This is a genomic window from Denitromonas iodatirespirans (assembly GCF_018524365.1).
Taxonomy (GTDB): Bacteria; Pseudomonadota; Gammaproteobacteria; order Burkholderiales; family Rhodocyclaceae; genus Nitrogeniibacter; species Nitrogeniibacter iodatirespirans.
Map to the genome: position 1 here is coordinate 1 of NZ_JAEKFT010000022.1, position 14125 is coordinate 14125.

The 14125-nt window shown below is 67.1% G+C and carries 12 protein-coding genes; 5 read left to right on the plus strand and 7 right to left on the minus strand.

Annotation, left to right across the window (positions count from 1 at the left end; translation table 11 throughout):
• Positions 1 to 314: 314 nt before the first annotated feature.
• From I8J34_RS17095 to I8J34_RS17120, 6 genes are all read right to left on the minus strand, one after another.
• Positions 315 to 1499: a phosphoglycerate kinase gene (locus I8J34_RS17095; RefSeq protein WP_214362851.1), complete on the minus strand. Its 1185-nt coding sequence runs from the start codon at positions 1497 to 1499 to the stop codon at positions 315 to 317.
• Complete coding sequence (locus tag I8J34_RS17100) at positions 1496 to 2560, minus strand: type I glyceraldehyde-3-phosphate dehydrogenase (protein WP_214362852.1); 1065 nt, start codon at positions 2558 to 2560, stop codon at positions 1496 to 1498. The genes I8J34_RS17095 and I8J34_RS17100 overlap by 4 nt, the downstream gene beginning before the upstream one ends.
• Positions 2561 to 2623: 63 nt before the next feature.
• Positions 2624 to 3640 carry a type I glyceraldehyde-3-phosphate dehydrogenase gene (gene gap / locus I8J34_RS17105; RefSeq protein WP_214362853.1) on the minus strand — a complete coding sequence of 339 codons (1017 nt, stop codon included), beginning with the start codon at positions 3638 to 3640 and terminating at the stop codon, positions 2624 to 2626.
• A gap of 51 nt (positions 3641 to 3691) precedes the next feature.
• A complete protein-coding gene (tkt, locus tag I8J34_RS17110) occupies positions 3692 to 5710 on the minus strand; it encodes a transketolase (protein ID WP_214362854.1) in 2019 nt (672 codons plus the stop codon).
• Between the two features lie 153 nt (positions 5711 to 5863).
• Complete coding sequence (locus I8J34_RS17115; protein WP_214362855.1) at positions 5864 to 6739, minus strand: phosphoribulokinase; 876 nt, start codon at positions 6737 to 6739, stop codon at positions 5864 to 5866.
• A 33-nt stretch (positions 6740 to 6772) separates the two neighbouring features.
• The gene (locus tag I8J34_RS17120; protein WP_214362856.1) at positions 6773 to 7582 is read right to left on the minus strand and encodes an inositol monophosphatase family protein; all 810 of its coding nucleotides are present in this window, start codon (positions 7580 to 7582) and stop codon (positions 6773 to 6775) included.
• Positions 7583 to 7747: 165 nt separating this feature from the next.
• Between I8J34_RS17120 and I8J34_RS17125 the strand changes: the two genes are divergently transcribed.
• From I8J34_RS17125 to I8J34_RS17145, 5 genes are all read left to right on the plus strand, one after another.
• On the plus strand, positions 7748 to 8470 hold the full coding sequence (locus I8J34_RS17125; RefSeq protein ID WP_313799881.1) for a 16S rRNA (uracil(1498)-N(3))-methyltransferase: 723 nt from the start codon (positions 7748 to 7750) through the stop codon (positions 8468 to 8470).
• A gap of 29 nt (positions 8471 to 8499) precedes the next feature.
• The gene (pap, locus tag I8J34_RS17130; protein ID WP_214362857.1) at positions 8500 to 9981 is read left to right on the plus strand and encodes a polyphosphate:AMP phosphotransferase; all 1482 of its coding nucleotides are present in this window, start codon (positions 8500 to 8502) and stop codon (positions 9979 to 9981) included.
• A gap of 91 nt (positions 9982 to 10072) precedes the next feature.
• Positions 10073 to 11419 (plus strand): amino-acid N-acetyltransferase, encoded by a 1347-nt coding sequence (argA, locus tag I8J34_RS17135; RefSeq protein WP_230411885.1) that lies wholly within the window; start codon positions 10073 to 10075, stop codon positions 11417 to 11419.
• Between the two features lie 51 nt (positions 11420 to 11470).
• Positions 11471 to 12997, plus strand: a complete 1527-nt coding sequence (locus tag I8J34_RS17140; protein ID WP_230411886.1) for a sensor domain-containing protein — start codon at positions 11471 to 11473, stop codon at positions 12995 to 12997.
• A gap of 69 nt (positions 12998 to 13066) precedes the next feature.
• Complete coding sequence (locus I8J34_RS17145) at positions 13067 to 13339, plus strand: oxidative damage protection protein (protein ID WP_214362858.1); 273 nt, start codon at positions 13067 to 13069, stop codon at positions 13337 to 13339.
• A gap of 62 nt (positions 13340 to 13401) precedes the next feature.
• Here the strand turns inward: I8J34_RS17145 and phoU are convergent, their stop codons facing one another.
• Positions 13402 to 14103 carry a phosphate signaling complex protein PhoU gene (gene phoU / locus I8J34_RS17150; protein ID WP_214362859.1) on the minus strand — a complete coding sequence of 234 codons (702 nt, stop codon included), beginning with the start codon at positions 14101 to 14103 and terminating at the stop codon, positions 13402 to 13404.
• Positions 14104 to 14125 lie beyond the last annotated feature (22 nt).

Consider the following 14125-nt stretch of genomic DNA (forward strand, 5'->3'; position numbering starts at 1 on the left):
GCAGCATTCGACCCTCGGCTACAAGTCGCCAGTTCAGTTCCTGGAGAACTGGATCAGAGCGCAGCATCAGGAAAAACAGGTAGCATGAAACCCACCCTTTGGCAGACGAAAAACCGAGGGAACCTCACCGCTACCGACATGCCGAATCTCTCCGATGCTCCAATAGGCCGATGACTTCGGTAGCACTGGAGCGACCACGGCGAACGCCGATCCATGCTCTCTGTTGCTTCACGTCTCGAAATACGGCACCCGAGTTCTACTGGTGAATAAAAAGGCGACCATAGGTCGCCTTCTGGGGTGACAGATTGATTGGGTCAGCCCCCGAATCGCGCTTCGAGTGCGGCGATGGCGGGGAGGGTCTTGCCTTCCAGGAATTCCAGAAACGCGCCGCCTCCGGTCGAGATGTAGCCGATGTCATCGGCGATGTGAAACTTGGCGATGGCGGCCAAGGTGTCGCCGCCGCCGGCGATGGAGAAGGCCTCTGAGTGGGCGATGGCGGAGGCCATCATCTTGGTGCCGCCCGCGAACTGGGCATGCTCGAAAACGCCGACTGGGCCGTTCCAGACGATGGTGCCGGCGTGGGCAATGATGTCGGCCAGTTTGGCGGCGGTTTTGGGACCGACGTCAAGGATGCGGTCGTGCGGGCCGACTTCGTCAGCGGGGATGCGGTTGGCGCGGGCCAGCGCCGAGACTTCGTCGGCGACCACCACGTCTACCGGCAGCGGCACTTCGGCGCCGCGGGCTTTCATCATGTCCATGATGGCCTGGGCTTCCTTGACCAGCTCGGGCTCGGCCAGCGATTCGCCGATGCGCTTGCCGGAGGCGAGCAGGAAAGTGTTGGCGATGCCGCCGCCGACGATCAGCTGGTCGACCTTTTCAGCCAAGGTGCGCAGGATGGTCAGCTTGCTCGACACCTTGGCGCCACCGACGATGGCGACCAGCGGCCGGGCGGGGTTTTCGGTGGCCTGGCTGAGCGCGTCGATTTCGGCACCCATCAGGATGCCGGCACAGGCGACGGGGGCGAAGCGGGCAATGCCTTCGGTGGTGGCTTCGGCACGGTGGGCGGTGCCGAAGGCGTCATTGACGTAGACGTCGCACAAAGCGGCCATTTTCTTGGCGAGTTCTTCGTTGTTCTTCTTCTCGCCGACGTTGCCGCGGCAGTTCTCGAGCAGCACCACTTCGCCCGGCTTGACCTCGAAGCCGCCATCGACCCAGCTATTGATCAGGCGCACCGGGCGGTTGATGAGCTGACCGAGGCGGACGGCGACCGGCGTGAGCGAATCGTCGGCCCCGAGCTGGCCTTCGGTGGGCCGGCCGAGGTGGGAGGTGATCATCACCGCTGCGCCCTTGTCCAGGCAGTACTGGATGGACGGGATCGAGGCGCGGATACGGGTGTCTTCGGTGATGTTGCCGGCTTCGTCCTGTGGCACGTTGAGGTCGGCGCGGATGAAGACGCGCTTGCCGGAGACGTCGAGTTCCTGGAGTTTTTTGACTTTCATTGCGGGGTTTCCTGAAGAGAATTCAAACCGTTCGCCGTCGGCCAGCATTGATGCCAATGGTGCAGTACATCGACCATGCGGCTGGCGAAGCCCCATTCGTTGTCGAACCACACCAGCAGGCTGAGCAGATGTGCGCCACAAACACGGGTCTGCCCGCCGTCGATGACGGCGGAGTGCGGGTCGTGATTGAAATCGATCGAGGCGTGCACCTGCTCGGTGTAGGCCAAACGTGATTGATGATGCCGGTGGGCGGCGTCGGCCAAGAGCTGATTGACCGCGTCGGCACTGACCGGTTGATGCACCGTGACAGCAAGCTCGATTGCCGAGACATTGAGCGTGGGCACCCGGATGGCCTTGGCCTGCACCCGGCCGGTGAGGCGCGGCAAAAGGCGTTCGACGCCGCGCGCCAGGCCGGTGGCGACCGGGATGATCGACTGCATGGCCGAGCGGGTGCGACGCAGGTCGGTGTGGTGGTAGCCGTCGATCAGGGGCTGGTCGTTCATCACCGAATGGATGGTGGTGAGCATCGCCTGGTCGACGCCATAGGCGCGGTCGAGCAGGTCGAGCACCGGGACCACGGCATTGGTGGTGCACGAGGCATTGGAGATGATGCGCTCGGCGCCGGTCAGCGCCTCGTGATTGATGCCATAGACCACCGTGGCATCGACGTCCTCGGCACTGGTGCCGGGGTGCGAGAGCAGCACGCGGGGGCAGCCGGCGTCGAGGAAACGCTGCAATTCCTCGCGCGTGCCGTAGCGGCCGGAGCATTCGACCACCAGGTCGATGCCCTGGGCTGCCCAGTCGACCGCCTCGGGCGTATCGGCGTGGCTGACGAGGATGCGTTGCCCGTCGATGATCAGTGCGTCGCCGTCGGTTTCGACCACGCCCGGGAAGCGGCCGTGGGTGGAGTCGAAGCGGGTGAGGTATTCGATGCTGGCCAGATCGGCCGGCTCGTTGATCGCCACCACCCGGTAGCGCTCACGAAAGGGCGACTCCTGCAGCGCGCGCAGGAAGCAGCGGCCGATGCGGCCGTATCCGTTGATGGCCAGGCGAAGTGTCATGGGCGACTCGGGCTGGGTGAACGAAAACGGGGACGCAGCTGGCGTCCCCGTGATCCGGTCGGCTTACTGCGCCTTGGCGAAGGCGCGCGCGGCGTCGAGCATGCGGCAGGAGTAGCCCCACTCGTTGTCGTACCAGGCCAGCACCTTGACCAGCGTGCCGTCGATGACGCGGGTCTGGGTGGCGTCGAAGGTGGACGACACCGTGGTGTGGTTGAAGTCGCTCGACACCAGCGGCTCGGTGTTGACCGCCAGGATGCCCTTGAGCGGGCCATTGGCCGCGGCGGTCATCAGGGCGTTGATCTCTTCCTTGGTGGTCGCGCGCTCGGCGGTGAAGGTGAGGTCAACCAGCGACACGTTGATGGTCGGCACGCGCAGGGCGAAGCCGTCCACCTTGCCTTGCAACTGCGGCAGCACCAGGCCGACGGCCTTGGCCGCGCCGGTCTTGGTCGGGATGATGTTGGCGGCGGCGGCGCGGGCACGGCGCAGGTCCTTGTGGCGCACGTCGACGGTGACCTGGTCGTTGGTGTAGGCGTGGATGGTGGTCATCAGGCCCTGGGTGATGCCGACGCTGTCGGCCAGCACCTTGGCCACCGGGGCCAGGCAGTTGGTGGTGCACGAGGCGTTGGAGACGACGGTCATGCCGTCGCTCAGCACGGACTCATTCACGCCCATGACGATGGTGGCGTCGACATCGTCACCACCCGGGGCCGAGATCAGCACGCGCTTGGCGCCCATCTCGAGCAGTTGCTGTGCCTTGGCCTTGCTGGTGTAGGCACCGGTGCACTCGAGCAGCACGTCCACGCCATGGCTACCCCAGTTGACGCCCTTCGGGTCCTTGGTCGAGTAGAAGGGGATCTTCTTGCCATCGATGATGATCACGTTGTCGCCTTCGGTCTCGACCGGGGTGGCGAAGCGGCCATGCGTGGTGTCGTACTTGAGCAGGTGCGCGTTGGTGGTCAGGTCGCCCGAGGCGTTGATGGCGACCACCTCGAACTCGTTCTGCAGGCCTTGTTCGTAGATGGCGCGCAGGGTGCAGCGACCGATGCGGCCGAAACCGTTGATGGCAACTTTGATCGTCATGGATAGCGTCCTTCTTTTCTCTAGTTTGAATCCGGTCAGTGGTTCGGCCTCTCAGCCCACCTGTGCGCGCACGGCCTCGACCACCGCCTCGGCGGTGATGCCGAAGAACTTGAACAGCTCGCCGGCCGGGGCCGATTCGCCGAAGCGGTCGATGCCGATGACGGCGCCTTCCAGGCCGACGTACTTGCGCCAGAAGTCGGTCACGCCGGCCTCGACCGCGACACGCGGGATGCCGGCCGGTAGCACGCTGGCGCGGTAGGCGGCGTCCTGGCGGTCGAACAGGTTGGTGCTGGGCATGGAGACCACGCGCACGTGGATGCCGGCCTCGGCGAGGGTCTTCTGCGCCGCCATGGCCAGCGCCACTTCGGAGCCGGTGGCGAGGATCACGGCCTGCGGCGTGCCGCCGGCCGCCTCCGACAGCACGTAGCCGCCGCGGCGGATGGCCGACAGCTGCTCGGCGCTGCGCGGCTGGAAGGGCAGGTTCTGGCGCGAGAAGCACAGCGTCGACGGGCCGTCGGCGCGCTCGATGGCATGCGCCCAGGCGACGGCCGACTCGGTGGTGTCGCAGGGGCGCCACACGTCCATGTTGGGAATGTAGCGCAGCGTCGCGGTCTGCTCGACCGGCTGGTGCGTCGGGCCGTCTTCGCCCAGGCCGATCGAGTCGTGGGTGAACACGAAGATCTGGCGCAGCTTCATCAGCGCGGCCATGCGCAGGGCGTTGCGCGCGTACTCGCTGAACATCAGGAAGGTGGCGGTGTAGGGGATCAGGCCGCCGTGCAGGCTGGCGCCGTTGGCGATGGCGGCCATGCCAAACTCGCGCACGCCGTAGTACACATAGTTGCCGCCGGCTTCGCGCGTGACACCTTTGGCGCCCGACCACAGGGTCAGGTTGGAGCCGGCCAGGTCGGCCGAGCCGCCGAGCAGCTCGGGCAGCTTGGGGGCAAAGGCTTCGATGGCGTTCTGGCTGGCCTTGCGGGTGGCGATGGTCTCGGCCTTGTCGCCGATCTGTGCCAGCACCGTGTCGACATGCGCGGACCAGTCGGCCGGCAGGGTGCCGCCCATGCGGCGCTCGAACTCGGCGGCCAGCTCGGGATGGGCGCTGCGGTAGGCGGCGAAGCGGGCGTTCCACTCGGCTTCGGCGGTGGCGCCGGTTTCGCGCGCATTCCAGGCTTGGTAGACCTCCTGCGGGATCTCGAAGGGCGGATGCGTCCAGCCGATGTAGTCGCGCGCGGCGGCGATTTCGGCGTCGCCCAGCGGGGCGCCGTGCACATCGTGGCCGCCCTGCTTGTTGGGCGCGCCGGCGCCGATCACCGTCTTGCAGCAGATCAGCGTCGGCTGCGTGGTGTTGGCGCGGGCCTGCGCGACGGCCGCCTGGATGGCCACCGGGTCATGGCCCTGGACGTCGCGGATCACCTGCCAGCCGTAGGCTTCGAAGCGCTTCGGGGTGTCGTCGGTGAACCAGCCATCGACATGGCCGTCGATGGAGATGTTGTTGTCGTCGTAGAAGGCGATCAGCTTGCCCAGGCCGAGCGTGCCGGCCAGCGAACAGGCTTCGTGCGAGATGCCTTCCATCAGGCAGCCGTCGCCCAGGAACACCCAGGTACGGTGATCGACGATGGCGTGGCCGGGGCGGTTGAACGTGTCGGCCAGCACCTTCTCTGCCAGCGCCATGCCCACCGCGTTGCTGACACCCTGACCGAGCGGCCCGGTGGTGGTCTCGATGCCCGGGGCGTAGCCGTATTCGGGGTGGCCCGGGGTCTTGCTGTGCAGTTGGCGGAAGTTCTTGAGGTCGTCGATGCTCAGATCGTAGCCGGTCAGGTGCAGCAGCGCGTAGAGCAGCATCGAGCCGTGGCCGTTGGAGAGCACGAAGCGGTCGCGGTCGGCCCACTTGGGGTTGGCCGGGTTGTGCTTGAGGTGGTGGCGCCACAGCACCTCGGCGATCTCGGCCATGCCCATGGGGGCGCCGGGGTGGCCGGACTTGGCCTTCTGGACGGCGTCCATGGCCAGCGCGCGGATCGCGCCGGTGATCGGGTTGAACTCGGGCAGTGTGACGTTGCGCTCAGACGACATCGCTCTCTCGCGGCTCGCGGGCCATTTTGGGGAAAGGCGGAATTATCGTCGAAACCGGCCCGCTTGGGTACCCGCTTGTGCGTCGCAGCAGCCCGGCGGTTGGTGCCGGGCGGCTGCGCTTATCGCAATCGAATCATCGTCTTGGCGCTCGGCTCAGACCCACTGCCGGCGACGCTCCATGAGCTTCCAGATGAGCGGGGTGAGGATCAGCTGCATGGCCAGGTCGAGCCGGCCGCCGGAGACCACGATGGTGTTGGCGCGCGACATGAAGGAGCCGCTGATCATGTTGAGCAGGTAGGGGAAATCGACGCCGCGCGGATCCTTGAAACGGATCACCACCATCGACTCCTCCAGCGTCGGGATATCGCGCGCCGAGAAGGGGTTGGAGGTGTCCACCACCGGCACGCGCTGGAAGTTGATGTGGGTGTGCGAGAACTGCGGGACGATGTAGTGCACATAGTCGTGCATGCGGCGCAGGATGGTGTCCTGCACCGCATCCTTGGAGTAGCCGCGCAGGCGGGTGTCGCGGTGCAGCTTCTGGATCCATTCCAGGTTGATGGTCGGCACCACGCCGATCAGCAGGTCCACGTGGCGCGCGATGTTGATGTCCTCGGTCACCATCGCGCCGTGCAGGCCTTCGTAGAACAGGCAGTCGGTGCCCACCGGCAGGTCTTCCCACTCGGTGAAGGTGCCCATCGGCAGGTTCCAGCGCAGCGACTGCGCCTCGTTGTGCACATAGTGGCGGCGCCGGCCGGTGGCCGAGTCGCCATAGGCGCGGAAGATCTGCTCCAGGTCGGTGATCAGGTTGGCCTCGGGGCCGAAATGGCTGATGCCGCGCTCGCCGCGCGCCTCGGCCTCGTCGATCAGGCGCTTCATCTCATCGCGGGTGTAGCGGTGGAAGCTGTCGCCCTCGATGATGGCCGCGTTCACGTTCTCGCGATGGAAGATCGCCTCGAAGGTGTGCTTGACCGTGGTGGTGCCGGCGCCCGACGAGCCGGTGACGGCGATGATCGGATGCTTCATCGACATGGTGGAACTCCGGAAAAAAGAATCCGATGAGAATCAGGAGTGGCTGGAAATCCAGGTCCGCCACTGCTGGAACAGGCCGGGGCTGGCCGCCGCGATGACCCCGCGCTTGACGGCCGGGCCGGCCATCAGGTCGCCGCCGTCGAGCGCCGCGCATTCGCCGCCGGCCTCCTGCAGGATCAGCCGGCCCGCGGCATAGTCCCATAGCATCTGCCCGCCGTGGATGTACACATCGAGCCGGCCGGCGGCGACAAAACACCATTCGAGCGCGCTCGAGCCGAAATTGCGTTGCGAATAGTAGGGCGGGCGCACCGCCAGTTCGTCGCCCAGATGATGGCTGACCCGCTTGAAGTCGACACCGGCGACGGCGTCGGAGAGGCGCACCGCGGGCTCGCGCAGCGGCAACTCGGCGCCGTTCAGATAGGCGCCGGCGCCGGCGGCGGCGTAGAAGCACTCGTCGGTGACCGGGTTGTACACCACCCCGAAGCGCGGCTCATGGTCCATCAGGTAGGCGATCGACACGGCGAAGAAGGGCACGCCGTTGGCGAAATTGGTGGTGCCGTCGATCGGGTCGATGCACCACAGGCCGCGACGGCCTTCGGCCCACAGGCGCGCCTGCTGCTCCGGGCTCATCTCCTCGCCCAGCACGGCGCCCGGCGCCAGGCCCGGCAGCGCCTCGGCAAACATGCGCTGCGATTCGAGATCGGCCTCGGTGAACAGTGAGCCGTCGTTCTTCTTCTGGCGGGTGCTCTTGAGATGGCGCGGCAGGATCACGTCACGGGAGATGTCCCGAACCACCGATTCGAGGGCGCGGGCGCGAGACAGGCGCTTGGCGGCAGTATTCATGCGCGAATTTCCTGCGGTTGAGGCGGGATGGCAACCCGGCGCGCCGAACAGTTGCCGGGGGCCGGTCGGGCGGGCTGGCAACACAGTCGAATGGAAGCGGCGGCGCACCCAGCCGGCAAAGCGCCGACCATTGGAATGTCCTGTCAAAGCCGACCCTATAATAGCATGATGATTCATCGATTCTTTTGCCCCGGCCCGCTGTCCGCGGGCGTTTCCGTGGCCTTGCCCGACGAGGCCGCCCATCATGCCACCCGGGTGCTGCGCCTGCGCCCCGATGCGGCCATCGAGGTCTTCGACGGCGAAGGGCACGCCTGTGCGGCGACGCTCGATTCCAGCGGCACACCGGTGATGGCGCGCCTGACGGCGGCCCTGCCGGACGAGCCCGCCCCGCGTTGCCGGATCACGCTGGTGCAGGCGCTGGCCACGGGCGACAAGATGGACTGGGTGGTGCAGAAGGCGGTCGAGCTGGGCGTCAGTGACATCCAGCCGGTGTCGGCGCGGCGCTCGGTGGTGCGGCTCGACGGTGCGCGCGCCGAGAAGCGTCTCGCGCATTGGCGCAAGGTGGCGGTGTCGGCCTGCGAGCAGTGCGGCCGCAACCGCCTGCCGCAGATCCACGAGGTCCAGACCCTGACACAGTGGCTGGTAGGTGCGCAGGGCGGCTGGGTGCTGGCCCCGGCCGCCGAGCAGCCGCTGCGTACCCGCGCGTTGCCGGCCGACGGGCGTGTCACGCTGCTGGTCGGTCCCGAAGGCGGTTGGGACGACGACGAGCTGGCTGCGATGCGCGCACGCGGCATCGAGGCGCTGTCGCTCGGGCCGCGCGTGCTGCGTACCGAGACGGCCGGCCTCGCGGCGGTGGCGGCGATCCAGGCCTTGTGGGGTGATTTCTAAGTTGCGCCATCTTCATCAGGAAAAGCGCCATGTTCGAATCTGCTGAAATCGGCCATCGCATCGACAAGGCCACCTACGAGGCCGAGGTGCCCGGCCTGCGGGCCGAGTTGCTCGACGCGCAGTTCGACTTGCGCGAGCTGGCCGAGTGCGCGGTGGTGGTGCTGATCAACGGTGTCGATGCCGCCGGCAAGGGCGAGACGGTCAACCAGCTTGGCGAGTGGATGGATCCGCGCCACTTGGTGATCCGCACCTTTGACCGACCCTCTGACGAGGCCCTCGAGCGGCCGCCGATGTGGCGCTTCTGGCGCAGCCTGCCGCCCAAGGGGCGGATCGGCATCCTCTTCGGCAACTGGTATCACGAGCCGATTCGCCAGCGGGTCGATCGACGCATCAAGCCTGCGCGCCTCGACCAGCAGCTGGATGAAATCAACCGTTTCGAAGCCATGCTGGTACGCGAGGGCGTGCTGGTCATCAAGTTCTGGTTTCACCTGCCGCGCGACGAGCAAAAGGCGCGCCTCAAGACCCTGGCCGCCGATCCGCTCACCCGCTGGCGCGTGACAAAGGCCGACTGGCGCAACTACAAGCAGTACGACAAGCTGCGCGATGTCGCCGAGCATGTGCTGCGCCACACCGACACCGCCGAAGCGCCGTGGATCGTGGTCGACGGCTCCGATCCGCGCTACCGTGCGCTGCGCGTCGCACGCATCCTGCTGGCGGCGCTGCGCAAGCGGCTGGGCACGGCGCGCCAGTGGCGGGCGCGGCTCAGCGTGGCCCCGATGGCGCCGGCAGACGACGGCCGCTCCCTGCTCGATACCCTGGCGCTCGACCAGCCGATGAGCAAGGAGGACTACGGCCGCCGGCTCGAAAAGCAGCAAGGCCGCCTGGCGCTGCTGACGCGACGCAAGGAGTTCGCCGAGCGCGCGCTGGTGCTGGTGTTCGAGGGCATGGATGCGGCCGGCAAGGGCGGCGCCATCCGTCGCGTGACCGCCGCGCTGGACACCCGCCAGTACCAGGTGGTGCCGATCGGCGCGCCCACCGAGGAAGAACGTGCCCAGCCCTACCTGTGGCGTTTCTGGCGCCATCTGCCGCGCCGCGGCAAGGTGGTGATCTTCGACCGCTCCTGGTACGGCCGGGTGCTGGTGGAGCGGGTCGAGGGCTTTTGCGCCGAGGCGGACTGGATGCGCGCCTACCAGGAGATCAACGATTTCGAGGATCAACTCGCCGATGCCGGCGCCGTAGTGGTCAAGTTCTGGCTGGCGATCAGCCAGGACGAGCAGCTCGCCCGCTTCGAGGCGCGCGCCGAAGCGCCGCACAAGCGCTTCAAGATCACCGATGAAGATTGGCGCAACCGCGAACGCTGGCCCGAGTACGCGCGCGCAGTGAGCGACATGATCGACCGCAGCAGCACCGAGGTGTCGCCGTGGACGCTGATCGAGGCCGACAACAAGCGCTTTGCCCGTATCAAGGTGCTCGACACCCTCTGCGACCGGCTCGAAGCCGCGCTCGGATGAGACCGGGGGTGCTGCATCGCAGCGGACGATCACGCTAGAATGCCCGCATCGGCCGCCGCTGGCGGCTTGCCCCTTGCATGACGGAGAACCCGTGCCGGATACGCTCACCGATCTCGACCCCGCCGACGCCCTGAGCCAGCATTTCGTCGCCTGGGTGCGCGGCGCCGCGCCGTATATCCACGCCTTTCGCGGCAAGACCTTCGTGATCGGCTTCGGCGGCGAAATCGCCGCCGGCGAGCAGGCGCAGAAGCTCGCCTACGACTGCAACCTGTTGTCGGCGCTGGGCATCCGGCTGGTGCTGGTGCATGGCGCGCGTCCGCAGATCGATGCCGAGCTGGCCCGGCGCGGGGTCGAATCGCGCTTTCACAACAATGTGCGGGTCACCGATGCCGACGCGCTCGACGGCGTCAAGGCGGCCATCGCCGTCACCCGGCTCGAACTCGAGGCGCTGCTCTCGCAGGGGCTGCCCAACACCCCGATGGCCGGCAGCTACATCCGCGTGACCGGCGGCAACTTCATCATTGCCCGGCCCGAAGGCGTGGTCGATGGCGTCGATCTGCAATTTACCGGCGCGGTGCGCAAGATCCTCGCCGAAGAGATCGCCGCCGACCTCGATCAGCAGAACGTAGTGCTCATCTCGCCGCTCGGCGTGTCGCCCTCGGGCGAGATCTTCAACCTGCCGCTCGAACATGTGGCCGAAGAGGTCGCCGTGGCGCTGTCGGCCGAGAAGCTGCTCTACCTGTGCGATGCGCCGGGGCTGCTGGATGTGGACGGCAAGCTGATCGACTCCATCACCGCCGATGCCGCCGAGCGCATGCTGAAAGCCGGGCAGGGGCTCACCGAAGATCTCGACCTCTACCTGCCCTGCGCGATCCGCGCGGTGCGCAAGGGCGTCAACCGGGTGCACCTCATCGACCGTGACCGCGACGGCGCGCTGCTGCTCGAATTCTTCACCCACCAGGGCGTGGGCACCGTCGTATCGCGTGATGTGCTGTTCCGTCTGCGCGAGGCCACCGTCGACGATGTCGGCGCGCTGGTCAGCCTGTTGGCGCCGCTCGAGGCCGACGGCACGCTGGTGCGCCGTGGCCGAGAGTTGCTGGAGCAGGAGATCACCCGCTTTTCGGTGGTCGAGCATGATGGCATGCTGGTGGGGTGTGCCGCGCTGTATCCGTTCAGCGACGAGCGGGAGGCCGAGCTGGCCTGTCTGGCCGTCATGCCGGAGTATCGTGAAGCCGGGCTGGGCGAAATGCTGTTGCGGCGCATGGAGCGCCGCGCCCGGGAGCAATCGCTCGGGGCCTTGTTTGTCCTGACCACGCGCACGGCACACTGGTTTCGTGAGCGTGGATTTGTCGAAGTCGGACCGGAGCGCTTGCCGTCGAAGAAGCGCGATCTCTACAACTTCCAGCGTCGGTCGAAGGTGTTGGTCAAGACGATCTGAGGATCGGCTGCAGGCCGTACCCGATGGCCGTGATCCCTGGGGAGGGAGTTCATGGCGCGCAGATGGGCAGCGTTGATGCCGTTGTGGCAGGCCGCGCTGGTGGCCATGGCGGCGCTGGCGGGGGTCGCGCTGGCCCGGGCGGCCGGTGTCGGGCCCCGCGACCAGGCGCTGGCCGCTGCCGGTGCGGCGGCACTGAGCGCGCTGGCGATCCTAGGCGCGGCTCATCGCCGGGCGGCGGAGGGCGCACGGCTGCGCCTGATCGCCGAAACCTGTGCCGGCGTCGAGGTGGCGCTGGCGCCCGACGGCCGCCTGCAGTGGATCAGCCCCGCCGTCGAATCGCTCACCGGCTATTCCCCCGCCAACTGCTACGGCGCGCCGGACCTGATCGCCTTGCTGGTGGAGCCGCTCGACCAGGACTATGCGCGCACGCTGGGGCGCCAGGCGCTGCGCGGCGAGGCCGGCGAAGCTGAGCTGCGCGCGCGCCACCGGGACGGCGAATCGCTGTGGGTGCTGTGCCGCTGGCGGCCCGTGTGCGACGCCAGCGGTGCGGTGATCATGTTCCGGCTGTCCATCTCAAGTGCCCAGGCGCGCAAATCGGCCGAGCTGACCCTGCTCGAAACCGTCGCCGCGCTGCGTCGTGCGCAGGGCCTGAGCGAACACTATCTGGCGCGCAGCCGCGACGAGCAGCAGCGGCTCAGGGCGCTGCTCGACGTCATCGACCTGGGCATCCTCTTCGTCGATGCCGATCGCAGGGTGCGCTACACCAATCCGGCGCTGGAGCGCATCTGGTCCTTCAGCGACGGTCGCGACGGTTTGCTCGGCATGCGTGACGAGCGTCTGCTGGCGCGGGCCGTGAGCCAGTTGGTGGCGCCCGAGGCCTATCGCCGCCATGTGGCCGAGACGCGTGGGCAGCGCGGGCGGTCGGCGCCCTTCGAGATGGCTTTTCTGAATGGGCGGAAGGTGCGCGAAGTGTCGACCATGGTGACCGCCTCGGGCGGCTCGCGTTCGCTGGGCCGCTTGTGGGTGTTCGAGGACGTGACCGAGCAGCGCAAGGCGGCCGAAGCGCTGGTGCGTCTGGCCGAGCGCGATCCGCTGACCAACCTGTACAACCGCCGCCGCTTCCAGGACTCGCTCGGCGCGGCGCTGGCCGGGGCGCAGCGGGGGCAGTCCCGGATCGGGTTGATCATGTTCGACCTGGACGGCTTCAAGCCGATCAACGACCGGCTCGGCCACCAGGCCGGCGACAAGGTGCTGGTGTCGGTGGCCCGTGCGATCCGGCGGGTGGTGCGGCGCAATGAACAATTGTTCCGCGTGGGGGGCGACGAATTTGCCATCCTGGTGGCCGAGGCCGACGAGACGGCGCTGCAGGAGCTGGCTCAGCGGGTGGTGACCGAAGTCGGCGGTATCGAGATGGAGGGCGCAAAGATCAGCGCCAGCGTGGGCTACGCCAGCTATCCGGACGATGCCGATTCCGAGAACGCCCTGGTTGCCGCGGCCGATTCGGCCATGTACCGGGCCAAGTCGGCGGGCAAGAACTGCTGGCAGACCTGTGCGGCGCGCAAGCCGGACGACGCCTGACGGGCGGCGGCGTCTTTTCCGCTAAAATGCCGGCTTGATGATTCGTGAATTTCCAGACAGGTGGTGAATATGGCAAGAATGGTCCAGTGCGTGAAACTCGGTCGTGAGGCGGAAGGTCTGGAGCGTCCGCCGGTGCCGGGCGAGATGGGCAAGCGGGTGTACGAACATGTGTCCAAGGAGGCCTGGGGCCAGTGGGTCAAGCACCAGACCATGCTGATCAACGAAAACCGGCTGAACCTGATGGACGCGCGCGCGCGCAAGTATCTGTCCGAGCAGATGGAGCGCTACTTCTTTGGTGGCGGCGTGGACGAGATCGGCGGCTATGTGCCGCCGCGCGACTGAGCTCGAGCAAGCGAAAAAGAAAGGACGGCCGCGGCCGTCCTTTCTTTTTTGGCGCGCGCGGCTCAGTCGGCCTTGGCGGCACGCTCGATGTTGGCCAGGCCGGTGTGGCGCACATCGGTGCCCTTGTCCATGAAAACGACGTACTCGGCGATGTTCTTGGCGTGATCGCCGATGCGCTCGATGGCCTTGGCCATGAACAGGATGTCGATGCCGCGCGAGATGGTGCGCGGGTCTTCCATCACGAAGGTGATCAGCTGGCGGATGATGCCCTTGAACTCGGCATCCACCTCCTTGTCCTGGCGCACCACTTCAGCGGCGGCTGTCGAGTCGAGGCGGGCAAAGGCGTCGAGCGCCTTGCGCAGCATGTCCACGGCCAGGCTGGCGGCGTGGCGCAGTTCGACCCGCGGCACGAAGACGGCATCGCTGGCGTGCAGCCGCTTGCCCATCTTGGCGATCTTCTTGGCCTCGTCGCCGATGCGTTCCAGGTCGGTGATGGCCTTGATCACCGACATCACCAGACGCAGGTCGTTGGCGGCGGGTTGGCGCTTGGCGATGATGTGGATGCAGGCGTCGTCCAGATCCAGTTCCAGCAGGTTGATGTGGTGATCGTGGTCGACCACCTCGTCGAGCGCGGCCACGTTGCCGTTGCCCAGGGCCTCCATGGCCTTGGCGATCTGCAACTCCACCATGCCGCCCATCTGCAGGACGCGGGTGCGGATGCTTTCAAGCTCGGATTCGAATTGCTTGGAGGTGTGGTCAGTCATGGGGCAAGGCTCGGGCCGGGAA

What these genes read in the sequence shown, in the direction of transcription:
- I8J34_RS17100 (WP_214362852.1), bottom strand. Translation starts at nt 2,560, where the DNA reads ATGACACTTCGCCTGGCCATCAACGGATACGGCCGCATCGGCCGCTGC.
- phoU (WP_214362859.1), bottom strand. Translation starts at nt 14,103, where the DNA reads ATGACTGACCACACCTCCAAGCAATTCGAATCCGAGCTTGAAAGCATC.
- I8J34_RS17125 (WP_313799881.1), top strand. Translation starts at nt 7,748, where the DNA reads ATGATGATTCATCGATTCTTTTGCCCCGGCCCGCTGTCCGCGGGCGTT.
- I8J34_RS17140 (WP_230411886.1), top strand. Translation starts at nt 11,471, where the DNA reads ATGGCGCGCAGATGGGCAGCGTTGATGCCGTTGTGGCAGGCCGCGCTG.
- tkt (WP_214362854.1), bottom strand. Translation starts at nt 5,710, where the DNA reads ATGTCGTCTGAGCGCAACGTCACACTGCCCGAGTTCAACCCGATCACC.
- I8J34_RS17115 (WP_214362855.1), bottom strand. Translation starts at nt 6,739, where the DNA reads ATGTCGATGAAGCATCCGATCATCGCCGTCACCGGCTCGTCGGGCGCC.
- I8J34_RS17120 (WP_214362856.1), bottom strand. Translation starts at nt 7,582, where the DNA reads ATGAATACTGCCGCCAAGCGCCTGTCTCGCGCCCGCGCCCTCGAATCG.
- pap (WP_214362857.1), top strand. Translation starts at nt 8,500, where the DNA reads ATGTTCGAATCTGCTGAAATCGGCCATCGCATCGACAAGGCCACCTAC.
- I8J34_RS17145 (WP_214362858.1), top strand. Translation starts at nt 13,067, where the DNA reads ATGGCAAGAATGGTCCAGTGCGTGAAACTCGGTCGTGAGGCGGAAGGT.
- I8J34_RS17095 (WP_214362851.1), bottom strand. Translation starts at nt 1,499, where the DNA reads ATGAAAGTCAAAAAACTCCAGGAACTCGACGTCTCCGGCAAGCGCGTC.
- gap (WP_214362853.1), bottom strand. Translation starts at nt 3,640, where the DNA reads ATGACGATCAAAGTTGCCATCAACGGTTTCGGCCGCATCGGTCGCTGC.